At 70.2% G+C, this 14,433-nt stretch carries 10 protein-coding genes; 5 read left to right on the top strand and 5 right to left on the bottom strand.

The window, feature by feature from the left end; translation table 11 throughout:
* The first annotated feature begins 23 nt into the window (after positions 1–23).
* The 3 genes from LQ757_RS00555 to LQ757_RS00545 all read left to right on the top strand — a co-directional run bounded on the left by LQ757_RS00555 (position 24) and on the right by LQ757_RS00545 (position 3,852).
* Positions 24–1,529 carry a CoA-acylating methylmalonate-semialdehyde dehydrogenase gene (locus tag LQ757_RS00555; protein WP_231045269.1) on the top strand — a complete coding sequence of 502 codons (1,506 nt, stop codon included), beginning with the start codon at positions 24–26 and terminating at the stop codon, positions 1,527–1,529.
* A gap of 11 nt (positions 1,530–1,540) precedes the next feature.
* Positions 1,541–2,656 carry an alcohol dehydrogenase catalytic domain-containing protein gene (locus tag LQ757_RS00550; RefSeq protein WP_231045268.1) on the top strand — a complete coding sequence of 372 codons (1,116 nt, stop codon included), beginning with the start codon at positions 1,541–1,543 and terminating at the stop codon, positions 2,654–2,656.
* A gap of 278 nt (positions 2,657–2,934) precedes the next feature.
* Positions 2,935–3,852, top strand: a complete 918-nt coding sequence (locus tag LQ757_RS00545; RefSeq protein WP_231045267.1) for an NAD(P)-dependent oxidoreductase — start codon at positions 2,935–2,937, stop codon at positions 3,850–3,852.
* A 25-nt stretch (positions 3,853–3,877) separates the two neighbouring features.
* Here LQ757_RS00545 and LQ757_RS00540 read toward each other — a convergent pair whose 3' ends face one another.
* Positions 3,878–4,459, bottom strand: a complete 582-nt coding sequence (locus LQ757_RS00540) for a GIY-YIG nuclease family protein (protein WP_231045266.1) — start codon at positions 4,457–4,459, stop codon at positions 3,878–3,880.
* A 68-nt stretch (positions 4,460–4,527) separates the two neighbouring features.
* On the opposite strand from LQ757_RS00540, the gene LQ757_RS00535 reads away from it, so the two are divergent.
* A complete protein-coding gene (locus LQ757_RS00535; RefSeq protein WP_231045265.1) occupies positions 4,528–5,139 on the top strand; it encodes a dihydrofolate reductase family protein in 612 nt (203 codons plus the stop codon).
* Between the two features lie 85 nt (positions 5,140–5,224).
* Positions 5,225–5,890 (top strand): asparagine synthase, encoded by a 666-nt coding sequence (locus tag LQ757_RS00530; protein WP_231045264.1) that lies wholly within the window; start codon positions 5,225–5,227, stop codon positions 5,888–5,890.
* A 1-nt stretch (position 5,891) separates the two neighbouring features.
* Here the strand turns inward: LQ757_RS00530 and LQ757_RS00525 are convergent, their stop codons facing one another.
* The 4 genes from LQ757_RS00525 to LQ757_RS00510 all read right to left on the bottom strand — a co-directional run bounded on the left by LQ757_RS00525 (position 5,892) and on the right by LQ757_RS00510 (position 14,329).
* Positions 5,892–6,869, bottom strand: coding sequence for an arsenate reductase/protein-tyrosine-phosphatase family protein (locus LQ757_RS00525; RefSeq protein WP_231045263.1), 978 nt, complete (start codon positions 6,867–6,869; stop codon positions 5,892–5,894).
* A 25-nt stretch (positions 6,870–6,894) separates the two neighbouring features.
* Positions 6,895–8,214, bottom strand: coding sequence for an FAD-binding oxidoreductase (locus LQ757_RS00520; protein WP_231045262.1), 1,320 nt, complete (start codon positions 8,212–8,214; stop codon positions 6,895–6,897).
* A gap of 229 nt (positions 8,215–8,443) precedes the next feature.
* Positions 8,444–11,920 carry a hypothetical protein gene (locus LQ757_RS00515; RefSeq protein ID WP_231045261.1) on the bottom strand — a complete coding sequence of 1,159 codons (3,477 nt, stop codon included), beginning with the start codon at positions 11,918–11,920 and terminating at the stop codon, positions 8,444–8,446.
* Between the two features lie 273 nt (positions 11,921–12,193).
* Positions 12,194–14,329 carry a S9 family peptidase gene (locus LQ757_RS00510; RefSeq protein WP_231045260.1) on the bottom strand — a complete coding sequence of 712 codons (2,136 nt, stop codon included), beginning with the start codon at positions 14,327–14,329 and terminating at the stop codon, positions 12,194–12,196.
* Positions 14,330–14,433: the final 104 nt, after the last annotated feature.

Below are 14,433 nucleotides of genomic sequence, written 5' to 3'. Positions count from 1 at the left end.
ATTCTTCGAAAGGAACCACAGAAATGACCGACACCCTCACCGCCGTGAAGACCACCATCCCGCACGTGATCGCGGGCGCCCGCGTCGACGACGACGCGCGCCGCGGCCCCGTGTACAACCCGGCCACGGGTGAGCAGACCGCCGAGGTCGTGCTCGCCGACGCCGCACGCATCGACGAGGCCGTGGCCGCGGCATCCGCTGCGCAGATCGCCTGGCGCAACACCGGACTCGGGCGCCGCTCGCACGTCATGTTCAAGCTGCGCGAGATCATCGAGCAGCGCAGCACCGAACTCGCCCGCCTGATCACGGCCGAGCACGGCAAGACCGTCGACGACGCCCTCGGCGAGGTCGCCCGCGGGCTCGAGAACGTCGAGTTCTGCGCGGGCCTCATGCACCACCTCAAGGGCGACTACTCCGAGCAGGTCGCGCGCGGCATCGACGTGCACCAGGTGCGCCAGCCGCTCGGCGTCGTCGCGTGCATCACGCCGTTCAACTTCCCGGCAATGGTGCCGCTCTGGATGGTGACGACGGCGATCGCCGCAGGCAATGCGGTCATCCTGAAGCCGTCCGAGCGCGACCCTTCGGCGGCGGTGTGGCTCGCCGACGCGTTCCGCGAGGCGGGGCTTCCCGACGGCATCCTGAACGTCGTGCACGGCGACAAGGTCGCGGTCGACGCGATCCTCGACCACCCCGTCATCAAGGCCGTCTCGTTCGTCGGATCGACGCCGATCGCGAAGTACATCTACACGCGCTCGGCCGAGCAGGGCAAGCGCGTGCAGGCCCTCGGCGGAGCCAAGAACCACATGGTCGTCATGCCCGACGCCGACCTCGACGCCGCAGCCGACGCCGCCGTTTCGGCCGCCTACGGCTCGGCGGGCGAGCGCTGCATGGCCGTCTCGGTGCTCGTCACGGTCGGCGAGGTCGCCGATCCGTTGATCGAGAAGATCAGCGAGCGGATGTCGCGACTCGTCATCGGCGACGGCACCGACCCCGCCTCGGAGATGGGCCCGCTGATCACCCGCGAGGCGCGCGAGCGTGTCGCCGGGTTCGTCGACGGGGCCGCCGACGAGGGCGCCACGGTCGTCGTCGACGGACGGTCGAAGGAATTCGAAGGCGACGGGTTCTTCATCGGCGCGTCGCTCGTCGACCGGGTGCAGCCCGGCATGCGGGTCTACGACGAGGAGATCTTCGGCCCGGTGCTGTCGGTCGTGCGCGTCGACACCTACGACGAGGCCGTCGAGCTGATCAACGCGAGCCGCTACGCGAACGGCGTGGCCGTGTTCACGCGCGACGGCAAGACCGCCCGCAGCTTCGAGTTCGACATCGAGGTCGGCATGGTCGGCGTGAACGTGCCGATCCCCGTGCCCGTCGGCGCATTCTCGTTCGGCGGCTGGAAAGACTCGCTCTTCGGCGACACCCACATGTACGGGCCCGAGAGCTTCAAATTCTACACGCGGCGCAAGGTCGTGACGACCCGCTGGCCCGAGCCGAGCGAGTCGCAGATCGACCTCGGCTTCCCGACCCACTGAGGGCTTCGAGCGTGACCAGGAGAATCACCGGAGCGGTGCTCGAAGAGGTCGGGCGCGCCCGGCCCTTCGCGCAGTCGCGGCCGATCGGGGTCGTCGAGCTCGACCTCGACGGCCCTGGTCCTGATGAGCTGCTCGTGCGTATCGAGGCGGCCGGCATCTGCCACTCCGACCTCTCGGTGGTCGACGGCAACCGTCCGCGCCCGGTGCCGATGCTGCTCGGCCACGAGGCCGCGGGCATCGTCGAAGAGGTCGGGGCCGGGGCATCCGCTGCGGGGTTCTCGGTCGGCGACCGCGTGGTGATGGCGTTCCTGCCGCGTTGCGGTGAGTGCGACGGATGCCGCACCGGCGGCGTCATGCCGTGCGTGCCGGGCACCGCGTCGAACACGGCCGGCACGCTCTTCGACGGGAGCACCCGGCTGACGCGCGACGGCGATCGCGTGCACCACCACCTGGGCGTCTCGGGGTTCGCGTCGCACGCGGTCGTCGATCACCGCTCGGCGGTCGTCGTGGGGCCCGACATTCCGCCCGAGGTGGCGGCGGTGCTCGGCTGCGCGGTGCTCACGGGCGGCGGTGCGGTCGCCAACGCGGGCGCGGCGAAGCCGGGCGACGACATCATCGTGGTCGGACTCGGCGGGGTCGGCATGGCGGCGCTCATCACGGCGGTCTCACTCGGGTACGGGCGGGTCATCGGCGTCGATGCGGTGGGTTCGAAGCTTCATCGGGCGGGTGAGCTCGGCGCCGACGCGGTGTACACGCCCGACGAGGCCGCCGAGGCCGGGGTGCGGGCCGCGCTCGTGGTCGAGGCGGCCGGGCATCCCCGGGCGTTCGAGACCGCCTTCGCGCTCACCGCCCCGGGCGGGCGCACCGTGACCGTGGGCCTGCCATCCCCGTCGGCTGTCTCGAACGTCTCGCCGCTCGCGATCACGGCCGAGGCGCGCACGATCGTGGGCAGCTACCTCGGATCGGCGGTGCCCTCGCGCGACATCCCGCGCTACGCCGAGCTGTGGCGACAGGGCCGCCTCCCCGTCGAGGCGCTCATCTCGTCGTACGTCACGCTCGACGACATCAACGAGGCCATGGACACCCTCGCGGAGGGGCAGGCGATCCGCCAGGTCATCCGCTTCTGACGCGCGCCGCGCGCCGAGCGCCGCGCGGTACGCGCGACGCGCGGTGTGCGCGGGCTCGAGCGATCTTCGCCGAGTGTTTCCGTTTCGACCGGGGGTTCCACTTCCAGCGGCAACACTCGGCGAGAACGGAAACACTCGGCGGGAATGTCCGCGCACCGAGCCCGGCATGTCGAGTGCACTCGGCGGGAATGTCCTGCACCGAGCCCGGCCCACCCGTCGTATCGTGGAGGCGGCGGCCGAGTGCGGCGGCCGCACCGTCGACGAGGTCGGGAGGGGTCATGGCTGCCATCGCATGGATCGGGTTGGGGCACATGGGCGCCCCGATGGCCGGGCACCTCGTCGCCGCGGGGCATGACGTGCGGGGCGTCGATCCCGTGCCCGAGGCGAGGGCGGCCGCGGCCGCGCGCGGCGTGCACGTGGTCGACACGGTCGCCGAGGCGGTCGACGGCGCCGACGCGGTGTTCACGTCGCTCCCGCGCAACGAGCACGTGCGCGAGGTCTACGGCGGCGAGGCCGGCATCTGGGCCACCGCGCCCGCCACTGCGCTGCTGCTCGATACGTCGACGGTGGATGTCGCGACGTCGAGGTTCTGCCACGAGACATCCGCAGCTCGTGGGTTCGCCTTCGTGGACTCGCCCATCTCGGGCGGCATCGCCGGCGCCGAGGCCGGGAGCCTGACCTTCATGCTCGGCGGCGAGGACGATGCCGTACGACGGGCGGTGCCGCTCGTCGAGCCGATGGCCGGACACGTCTTCGAGCTCGGCGGCCCCACCATGGGCATCGCGGCGAAGCTCGCGAACAACCTCATGCTGTTCGTGTCGCTCGTCGGCCTCGCCGAGGGGTCGCAGCTCGCCGAGCAGCTCGGGCTCGATGCGGCGACGTTCTTCGAGGTCGCGTCGGTCTCGTCGGGGGAGTCGTGGCCGCTTCGCACCTGGTATCCGGTGCCGGGCGTCGTGCCGACGAGTCCCGCGAACCGCAACTTCGATGCGACCTTCTCGACCGTGCTCGCCGAGAAGGACCTGTCGTTCGCGGTCGCGGCAGGCGATCACGCCGGGTTGCACCTGCCCGCCGCGCATCTCGCCCTCGACCAGTTCGAGCGGCTCATCGACGAGGGCTTCGGCGGCAAGGACTGCAGCCTCATCGTGAAGTACGCCTCGGCCGACGGGTCGCTCGCGTGGTTCGACCCCGAGGCCTGAAGCCCGCTCGGGGGCAGAGAGGCGATCACCCGTGCAGCGCGAGGTGGCGGCTCACCCACCGATCGAACTGCGCCCACGGGTCGTCGACACCCTCGCTGAGCTCGGCCACGTGGGCGACGAGGGCCTCGTGCGACTCGAACCACTCGGTGCCGGCGATGCGATGCTCGGCGAACTGGGCGTGCCGGCGTTGCTCGAGCAGCCGCCCGCCGCGCTCGAAGGCGAGCACCTCGTCATGCGGCAGGCTCGCGACGCGCTGCCGAGGGTTGGCCGAGGTGCCGATCTTGATGCGATCGCCGTAGCGCAGGTAGTAGATGACGTCGACCCGGCCATCGGCGATCGGGCCGTCGGGCAGCTCGCCCACGCGCCACTCGCACACCGCGCAGAGCCAGCCCGACGGGTACCGCACCCCGAGCCGAGATCCGCATGCCAGGCACGGACCGGGCAGCACGTCGGTCACCCCGAACTCGCGGTCGACCCAGTCGTGAGCTTCGAGGAGGTGCGTGAGGCACAGGCCGAGCGGTGCCGCGGCCTCGACGGGTGTCGCGCACGGGCCCTCGCCGTCGACGAGCGCGCGGCAGCGGCATCCGTCGCTCGGTGTTCGCCCCATGCGCGCACGGTACCCCCGCCCTCCGACATCACTCGCCGACGTCGGAGGGCAGGCGTAGTGTGCAGCCCATGACGTTCAACGACGGCCTCGTCACGGCGAACCTGTCCATCTCCCTCGACGGCTTCGTCGCCGGGCCGAACCAGACGCTCGAGGACCCGCTCGGCGAGGGTGGTGAGCGGCTGCACGACTGGATGTTCCAGCAGCCAGAGGCGAACCAGGCCATCGTCGACCAGATCCTCGCGCCGCGCGCCTACATCATGGGGCGCAACATGTTCGGGCCCATCCGCGGCGACTGGCCCGACGACGAGTGGAAGGGGTGGTGGGGGGACGAGCCGCCGTACCACGGGCCCGTGTTCGTGCTCACCCACCACCCGCGCCCCTCCGTCGAGATGGCGGGCGGCACCACGTTCCACTTCATCACGACGGGAATCGACGACGCCCTCGCCCAGGCGAGAGCGGCCGCTGGCGACGGTCGGGTCTCGATCGCGGGCGGCGCGAGCACCGTGCGCCAGTACCTCGCCGCCGGCCACATCGACCGCATCATCCTCAGCGTCGCGCCGATCACGCTCGGCGCGGGCGAGCGACCCTTCGACGGGCTCCACGACCTCAAGCTCAAGCCCGTCGACGTGCTGGCCAACGAGCTCGCGACCCACATCACGTACGAACGGCCGCGTTCCTAGCGGCACGGCTCGATCACACGACCCCGCGATAAGCTCGATTCGGCCGCCGAACGGGCGGCGGATCCGTGGTCGAAGGGCGAGCGCGATGGCCTTCTGGCGCAAGCGGTCGAAGCGCCGATTCCGTGCGTTCGACCGCAGTGAGCTGCCCGAAGCGCCCCAGCCCACCTTCGACGACATGCTTGCGGAAGGCCTGATGGTCGCCGAGGCAGCCGGCCGCATGGCCCTGCGCAACCGATTCATCATGCTCGCGTTGCGCGGCGACGAGCCGTTCGAGCCCGAGCGGGCATCGGCCGCGGCCCGCGAGGTGCTCTACGAACTCGTGCAAGAGGCCGAAGAGGTGGCCGAACGCACCGCCGACGAGCGCGAGGCGGCGGCGCGACGCGAGGGTCGCAGCTCGCACGAGCACGACTACCGTCGCGCCGACGGCCCGAACCTGAGGCGGCGCGAGAAGGTCTACGCCGCGGTCTCGACCGAGCTCTGGAAGCGCCGCAGCGATCCCGAGTACCTCGCCGCGCTTGCCGAGCGCGCACGCGAGGAGGCGTGGGAGGAAGTGGCCGGCGCGATCGACGCCCGCCTCGCGCGCGAGTGGGGCGAGTGGCCGCAGATCGAGGTCGACGAGACCTACGAGGCCGAGCGCGAGGTTCGCGTGCACGACCTGCTGCTCGACCTCGACCGCGACGTTCAGGCGGCCGAGGCGGCGCGTGCGCGGCGTGCCGAGGCGGCCGACCCGTTCCGCGGGTACGTCGGCTGAGCTACGCCAGGCCGTAGCTCGGTTCGCGGAGGATGCCGAGCTCGTCGAGCAGCGCGCGCACGCGCTGCTCGACGTCATCGCGGATGGTGCGGACACGAGCGAGTGACTGGCCGTCGGGATCGTCGAGCTCCCAGTCGAGGTAGCGCCGACCCGGGTACACAGGGCACGCGTCGCCGCAACCCATGGTGATGACGAGGTCGGCTGCACGGACGACCTCGTCGGTCAGAGGCTTCGGGAACTCGCTGCCGACCGGCGCACCGATCTCGTCGAGCGCCTCGATGATCGTCGAGCGCACGGCGCCCGCCGGCCGGGAGCCGGCGCTGCGCACATGCACGCGGTCGCCGGCGAGGTGCTTGAGGATCGCCGCGCCGAGCTGCGATCGCCCCGAGTTCTGCACGCAGACGAACAGCACCTCGATGGGGGCATCGGCCGCTCGCTCGGAACGGGCCGTCGCGACCGCGACCAGCCGGTCGGCTGCCCACTGCGCAGTCTGGGCGGCGAGGTCGCGCACGCTGTGGCCGCGTGCGAGATCGCCGCGCTGACCGCGGTCGTGTGCGACATCGACGACCGCGTCGTCGCGTGCGGCGAGCAGGTCGTGGCTCTCGCGCACGTATCGGCCGACGGTTTCGGGGGCGAACACGCCCTCGAACCGGTCGGCGAGCTCGGATGCCACCCGCGCGAGCACCTCGTCGGGCGCGTGCGCCGGGACATCCGCCTGCAGCAGTTCATCGACCCGACCGCTGGCGGACGGTGCGATCGAGCACCAGACGCGCCCGCCCTCGGTCGAGCATTCGATGACGCCGTCGGAGACGAGCGCGCTGATGTGCCCGCTCACGGTGGGCTGTGCCACGCCGACCTCGTCCACGAGTCGACCCACGTGGGTGCGACCGTCGGTGCTGTCGCGGATGACGCCGAGCATGCGCAGCCGAATCGGATCGGTGAGCAGTCGGATGCGTCGGGCCTCGGTCGATCGATCCATCGCGGTGAGTCTAGCCCTGCACCGTTCAGTCTCGAGGTGGGATGTTGTGGTTCTGCCGGAAGACGTTGTCGGGGTCGACCTGCGCCTTCACCCGACGCAGGCGGTCGAACGTCGCCGGCGGATAGATCGACCGTGTGACGTCGTCGCTGCGCTCGGGAGAGAAGCCGCCGTATGCCCCGCGCGTGAACGCCAGGGCGGCGTCGCTGCCCGCCTTCAGCGCGGCGATCTGCTCGGGCGCCGCATCGGGAGCGACGATGGCGTTGACGATGAGCAACGCCTCGGCCTCGCGGTATGCGAGGGCGGTGGCGTCGGGTGCGATTCGCGAGAACGCACCGCCGAGCGCGCGCAGCAGCACCATGGTCGGGACCTCGCGTGCGAACTGCGCGGCGATGACGTCGATCGCCTCGTCGGTGAGCTCGGGCACGAAGCCGTTGCCGCCGACGAAGTCGAACGGCGGCTTGCCGGGAGGAGCGTCTTCGAGCAGGTCGCCGAGCGTGACCGGGCTGAGTGACACCGACGTCACCGACGGCAACGACAACAGCGGCGCGAGCAGGCTGCGCAGCTCGTCTTCCGAACCGCGCGTGGCGACGGCGAGCTGCGGGCCCGACGGCATCTCGGGGGCGAACGGCGGCATGAGCAGGAGCGTCGAATTGAGCTCGTCGGGCCCGGCGCGCATGACGTCGCGCCAGGCGCGGATCACCGCGGTCACGTCACTCGTGTCGAACGCGATGTGGCCGCCGACCAGACCGTCGGCCGGAACCGCCTGGAAGGTGAACCGGGTGACGACGCCGAAGTTGCCACCGCCGCCGCGCACGGCCCAGAAGAGGTCGGGGTGCGATCGGGCGTTGACCGTGAGCACCTCGCCAGCGGCGGTGACGAGCTCGACCTCGCGCAGCGCGTCGACCGCGAGACCGTGCGCACGCACGAGCCATCCGATGCCGCCGCCGAGCGTGAGCCCGCCCACGCCGACGTCACGTGTGTCGCCCGAGCTGATGCCGAGGCCGCGCGGCGCGAGTGCGTTGGCGATATCGCCCCAGTGCGCACCGCCGCCGACCGTGACGAGACCGTCGTCACCGACGTCGATCGAGGTGAACTCGGCGAGGTCGACGACAAGACCGTCTTCGACAGGCACGAGGCCGTGGCCGCCGCTGCGGACGGCGATCGCCTGACCGGCGGCTGCGGCCCTCGCGACCGCTTCGGCGACCTCGTCGACGGTGTGCGGCCGAACGACCGCGTCAGGTTCGCCGACGCCGGCGAAGACGGTTCGCCCGGCGTCGAACTCGGAGTCGCCGGGACCGAAGGCCCGGCTCGGAACACTTTCTCTCAGGTCAGTGAGCAACGACATTTCGACAGTCTGTCAGCGGGCACCGACATGCGGAACCGTGCTCGCTCAGCGCGGAACCCATCCGTATGCATGGGCCATCCGGCCGCCGTGTCGCGCGACGCCCTTCCGCGGTTCCCGAGTGGCACGGACTCAGGAGAATGGGCCCCATTCCCCGCTCAGGGGCAGGATGGGGCCCATTCTCCTCAGTTGCGAACGGGCGGCCACGCGGGCGTGCGCGCGGAGCCGGGCGTTACGGCTTCGGCGGTTTCGGCGGCTTCGTCGGCTTCACCTTCGGATCCTTCGCGACGTCGAAGGCGAACTCGGCGCTCGTGTAGTTGCCCGCGGCATCCGTTACCGAGAGTCCAAAGGTGTGCGCTCCCGCGGCGAGCGTCGCGCCCGACCACGTGCCCGTCGCGGCATCGGGACACGCCACCGGCGAGCCATCTAACCGGCATGCGAACCCGGTGATGGCGGCTGCCGCGCTGAACGGCGTCGTGGTGAAGCGCACGACGCGGTTCTTCTTGTCCCACGCGAACCCGTCGACGACGGGCGGTCCGCTGAGCAGACGGAACGACACGGTGAACGGGGTCTCATCCGACCGCTCGCCGGCGGGGATCCACGCGGTCACCTCGTATCGACCGGTGTCGAGGCCGTCGGGATCGAACTCGGGGAACGCGAGCGGCTCCAGCTTGCCGTTCTCATCCAGGAGGTCGGCGACCGGGCCGCAGCGTTCGACCGGCGGGGTCGGGAAATCAGTGAACTCGACGCTCACGCAGAGGTCACCGGCGTAGTCTCCCCACTCGTCGCGCCCGCCCATGACGTAGGGCACGAGTTCGGGGACTGTGTCGACCGCGATGGCGAGCGGATCGATCTCGTTCGCGACCGCGCCGCGGAATCGCTCACCCGAAGACGGCACGAGATCGATGCTGAGCGGCAGCGTCGTACGTGTCGGCCCGGGTACCTGCTGCACCACGACCGGCACGGTGAAGCTGCCGAGGTCATCGAGGCCGGCCGTCACCCTGAGGTCGAGCACCCATTCGTCGTTCGCGCTGTCGTAGTTGGCTGTGATGCGGACTGCGTCATTCGCGTACGCGACGCTCGTCTTCGGGAGCCCGTCGGCCGGGTCGATGAGGCCGAAGCTCATCGGCCCGGTCCCGTCGCCGCCCGGCACGATCCGCGCCAGCTCGTAATTCGGGTTCGCGGCGACCTGCACCGGCACCTGAACGGCGGACAGTTCGGGGTCGAACACGACGATGCCCGGCTGGTCGGGGGCGGGCGCGGTGCGCGGCGGCGCCAGGGTCGGGCGTGCCGGATCGTCGATCGCGAAGGTTCGGGTCAAGCCGGCGCCGAACCGGTCGGCGATCGTGACCTGCACGCCCTGCGTGAGGTCGGCATCGAGCGGCAGGCTGTGCGCCAACGCGCTCTTCAGCGCGGGGAAGTTGTCGGTGTCGACGGTCGAGCAGCTGAGCGGGTCGACCGTGTGGCACGTCAGGTCCACCGAGCTCGTCGGGCCGGGTGCACCCGTCACCGTGCCCGGCCACTGCACGGTCAGCGTGTAGTCGTTCGACGGGACCTGGGCGCCGAGCTGGGCCGACAGCTGCAGTTGCTCGCTGCCGTCGTCGGCGAGTTCGAGGCTCAGGACGTCGACGGCCGGCGGAACCACGTCGAACTCCACGAGTCCCCACACGTCATCGTCGATGCCGTCGAGCGGATCGATGTCGTGCATGCGCACGCTTGCCCGATAGCTCCCCATCTCGGTCGGAATGAAGCGCGTGTCGTACGACGTGGCCGGCGGAACCGCCTCCACCCACATGCCCGCCTCCGCGTCGTACCGCTGGATCTCCCAGATGTAGTCGTAGCCGGTCACGTACCGTTCGAGGTCGAAGTTGCCGTCGACGTCGACGGGGTTGGGGCGCAGGATCACGGTGCGGCCAGGCGTGAGCGGTCCGACCGCGCTCGGCAGCGGGCCGCCGAGCTCCGACGTCGACTGCGGCACGAGCCGTGCGCTCACGAGTTCGCCGTTGCGGTCGAGGAACTCGATTTCAGTGCGCGATTCGGATGTCGCGGTGCCGGTCGTCGGTACCGCTGTCACCGTGAATCCGCCCACACTGGCGGGCGCGCGCGTGGCGAGCGACTTGCGGCCATCGGGGTCGACGAAGCCGAACTCGAGCGCTGCCCTCTCACCCTCGCCGGCATCCACGACCATCCAGCCCTTGCTGAACCGCACGGTGGTGTCGACGTCGTCGACCGGGATCGTGAGCACGTCGCTGACGCGGGTTCCCGCCGAGTCGGTGATGAGGAAGCGGAAGTCCTCGGCGGTCGTCGCGTTGTCGGCCCACAGGGTGGTCGGGTCTGGTAGGTACACGCCCGCGAATACATTCGTCGTCGCCGCGGTGATGATCTCGACGATCCGCGCAACCGAGGCGGCGGTCCGATACGACGGGAGGTTCGCGGCTGTCAGGCCTTCGCGCAGGTCGAGGTCGGCGAACTCGGCGCGGATCTCATCGAGCCCGAACGGTTCGGCGGCCTTGTCCGCATCGGCCACGCGTTCGCGCAGCTTGACGCCGACCTCCTCATGCTCGACGAGCTGCCAGATCGCGACGGCGGTGATGATCACGCCGATGACGACGATCGCGACGATACTCGCGGCGGCGATGGTGCCCACGGTGGTCACGGCCGCAGCCATGGATGAGAGGCTCGCACCGAAGGTCGTCGTCACGGCGGCCGAACCGATCGCGCCCGCGACGAAGCTCGAGGCGGCCACCGACGATCCGATCGCCGCCCCCGCCAGGACGGCGCCGCCCGCAGCGGCAGCGATCCCGCTGAGCCCGATCACCGCGCGGTAGGTCTCGGCCATCGACTCCTGCATCTCGGGCGTGGTGAATCGCTCGAGACCGAGTTCTGCCACATGACGGTAGAGGCCCCATGCCTGGAAGTGCTCGGCCGAGGGAATCGGCGGGGCGAAGACGAACGCGCTCTCGAGCACCGTGTGCCGCCGCGAACACCAGTCGATCACGGTCTGCGGCAGCCCGACCGGCTCCGTGATGAACGACGGGGCGGCCGGTGGCGTGTACCCGCACTCACCGGCCAGATACGCGTCGTGCTCCTCGAGCGCCCAACGGGCGATCTTCTGGTCGCTGGTGAGGAACTCCTTGTTGATGTACTCGAGGGTCTTCTGCTCGTCGGCGGTGAGTGGTTCGCCGTAGAGCGACTTGTCGAGGATGTCGAGGATCCGGCTGACCACGTACGCGCGGATCTGGTCGGCCGCGTACACCGAGACGCGGCCGTCGTACGGCAGGTCGTAGAGCGCGGTGACGGCGTCGACGGCTTCCTTCGTGATCCAGCCGAGTGCCGAGAAGTGGTCCTTGCGGGTCGATGCCATGAACTCGCTGAGGCCACCGACGTTGAGCGGCGCCTGCGTCGGATCGATCGCGGACTGCTGCCCGAGGCAGAGGGTATTTCCGCCCGAGCCCTCGCTCAGCACGCATTGCGGCTTCAGGTCGGTCTGCATCACCGTGAACTGCGAGAGGTCGATCGAGCCGTCGGCCTTGAGCTCGATGTAGTCGACCACCGGCGTCGTCGGGTTCTCGACGATGTACGGGATCGTCGACGGGACGATGACGACGTCGTCTGCCGCGGCCGAGGTCGCCGCGATCGGGGCGATCAGCACTCCGACTCCGACGGCGATCAGGAAGGTGCGGAGAACGGCGGGGATCCGAGCGCGCATGACGGCCTCCAGGGCGAAGCGGACTCCAACGTCCGCATCCGATGCACAGTATGGCCCTCGGTTCGCCCGCCCGCCGCCCCGTATTCGGGTGACACCGGCCCGGCGGGTTACCCGCCGGTGGGCTCATCCAGCGGTCCCGGTCCCGTTCGTAGGTCAGGAGATTGGGACCCATGGTCGGCTCAGGAGCAGGATGGGGCCCTTTCTCCTGAGTAGCGCACGACCAACGAACAGCGGATGCCGCGACAGCGCGCTCACCATAGGCTGCGAGCCGGCTCACTCGCCCGACGGATGCGCTCCCGCCGCATCGATCACCCACGCGTACGCGAACGCCCGCTCGCGCCACGCCGAGTACCGCCCCGAGACCCCGCCGTGCCCGGCCGCCATCTCGATCTTGAGCAGCGGGTCGGCGCCGACGTCGCGCAGCCGCGCGACCCACTTCGCGGGCTCGACGTAGAGGACGCGGGTGTCGTTGAGCGACGTCACGGCGAGGATGCGCGGGTAGTGGTTGACGTGCACGTTCTCGAGCGGCGAGTACGACCGCATGTACGAGTAGACCTCTTCGTCGTCGAGCGGATTGCCCCACTCGTCCCACTCGATCACGGTGAGCGGCAGTGACGGGTCGAGGATCGAGGTCAGCGGGTCGACGAACGGCACCTCGGCGAGGAACCCCGAGAAGTACTTCGGCGCAAGGTTCGCGACCGCCCCGATGAGCAGGCCGCCGGCGCTGCCGCCCTGGGCGACGAGCCGGTCGGGCGCGGTGAAGTCCTCGTCGATGAGGTGCCTCGCGGCGGCGATGAAGTCGGTGAAGGTGTTGCGCTTCTCGAGCTTCTTGCCGTGCTCGTACCAGAGCCGGCCCATCTCGCCGCCGCCGCGCACGTGCGCGACCGCGAAGATCATGCCGCGGTCGAGCAGAGACAGCCGCGGGATGCCGAAGCCGGGGTCGATCGAGTGCTCGTACGACCCGTAACCGTACAAGAGGGTCGGCGCGGGTTCGCCGAGGGTGACGAGGTCGTGTCGGTAGACAAGCGAGATCGGCACTCGGGTGCCGTCGGAGGCGGTCGCCCATTCGCGGCGCTGCGCGTAGCGGGTGGCGTCGTAGTCACCGAGCACGGGCTGCCGCTTGCGCAGCATGCGCTCGCCCGTCGCGACGACGACGTCGTACACGGTCGACGGCGTCACGAAGCTCGTGTAACCGATGCGCAGGGTCGGCTGCTCCCACGAGGGGTTGCCGCCGACGCCGACCGAGAAGAGCGCCTCGTCGAACTCGAGCTCGTGCAGGGTGTCGTCGGGCGTGGCATCGGCGGGCAGCCCCTGCGGCGGCACCTTCGCGATCGCCACGCGCGGCAGTCCCTCGCGCCGATACTCGACCGAGACGAAGTCGCGGAACGCGTCGACACCCTCGATCCGCACCGCGGGATCGTGCGGCAGCAGCATCCGTCGTGGTCCTTGCGGGTCGGATGCCGCAACGCTGACCAACTCGAAATTCACGGCGTCGTCGTTGTGCACGATGAGCAGTCGGTCGCGCCCGCCGGCGACGACGTGCTCGACGTCGTACTCGACACCGTCTTTGCGAGGCCACACGACCGCGAACTCGCCGGTGGGGTCGGCGGCGTCGAGCAGCCACGACTCGCTCGTGACGTTCGACCCGGCCTCGATCATGAGGAACCGGCGGCTGCGGGTGAGGCCGACGCCGAGCCAGAAGCGCTCGTCGGGTTCGTGGAAGACCGAGACGTCGTCGGATGCCTCGGTGCCGACCTCGTGGCGCCAGATCGTGTCGGGACGCCACGACTCGTCGACGGTCGCGTAGAAGAGGTAGCGGCCGCTCGCGTCGAAGACCGCGCCCGCCGCGGTGCCCTCGATGACGTCGGTGTAGGCGCGGTCGGTGCCGTCGACGGCCCTCAGTCGGACGGTGTAGCGCTCGTCGCCCTCGACGTCGACGCCGTAGAGCATGGTCGACCCGTCGGCGGTGACGTCGAAGCTGCCGAGCGCATAGAACTCGTGACCGGCGGCTTCGGCGTTGTCGTCGAGGAGCACCTGCTCGCCGGGTAGCGGTGCCCCCGAGTCATCCGTCACCGGGGGTTCCCAGTCGTCGGGAGAGGCGACCGGAACGCGGCAGTGGATGCCGTACTGCCGCCCCTCGACGGTGCGCGTGTAATACCACCAGTCGCCCTCGCGGGTCGGCACGCTGAGGTCGGTCTCCTTCGTGCGCGCCTTGATCTCGTCGAAGAGCTGCTCCTGCAGGATCGCGAGGTGCTCGGTCTTCGCGTTCGTGTACGCGTTCTCCTCGTGCAGATGCGCGACGACCTCGGGATCGTCCTTCGCGCGCAGCCACTCGTAATCGTCGACGTAGACGTCGCCATGGTGCACGCGTTCGATCGGTCGCTTGGCAGTCTTCGGCGGAGTGAGCACGAGTCCACGCTACTCGCCGGTGTGGGGATGGGTGCAGGACGATGTGACGTGACGATTCGGCGCAGAGCTTTGGTGAGGCTAAGCTAACTTGTCCTCACCTTCGA

This window comes from Agromyces cavernae, from assembly GCF_021044935.1.
In the GTDB taxonomy this organism is placed as follows: Bacteria; Actinomycetota; Actinomycetes; order Actinomycetales; family Microbacteriaceae; genus Agromyces; species Agromyces cavernae.
Note: the sequence above shows the minus strand (reverse complement) of the source record. Positions and strands in the feature narration are given on the sequence as shown.

Bases quoted from the DNA above. Each gene is read 5' to 3' on its own strand.
- LQ757_RS00530 (WP_231045264.1), top strand. From the start codon at position 5,225: ATGGCCTTCTGGCGCAAGCGGTCGAAGCGCCGATTCCGTGCGTTCGAC.
- LQ757_RS00545 (WP_231045267.1), top strand. From the start codon at position 2,935: ATGGCTGCCATCGCATGGATCGGGTTGGGGCACATGGGCGCCCCGATG.
- LQ757_RS00515 (WP_231045261.1), bottom strand. From the start codon at position 11,920: ATGCGCGCTCGGATCCCCGCCGTTCTCCGCACCTTCCTGATCGCCGTC.
- LQ757_RS00520 (WP_231045262.1), bottom strand. From the start codon at position 8,214: ATGTCGTTGCTCACTGACCTGAGAGAAAGTGTTCCGAGCCGGGCCTTC.
- LQ757_RS00540 (WP_231045266.1), bottom strand. From the start codon at position 4,459: ATGGGGCGAACACCGAGCGACGGATGCCGCTGCCGCGCGCTCGTCGAC.
- LQ757_RS00555 (WP_231045269.1), top strand. From the start codon at position 24: ATGACCGACACCCTCACCGCCGTGAAGACCACCATCCCGCACGTGATC.
- LQ757_RS00535 (WP_231045265.1), top strand. From the start codon at position 4,528: ATGACGTTCAACGACGGCCTCGTCACGGCGAACCTGTCCATCTCCCTC.
- LQ757_RS00525 (WP_231045263.1), bottom strand. From the start codon at position 6,869: ATGGATCGATCGACCGAGGCCCGACGCATCCGACTGCTCACCGATCCG.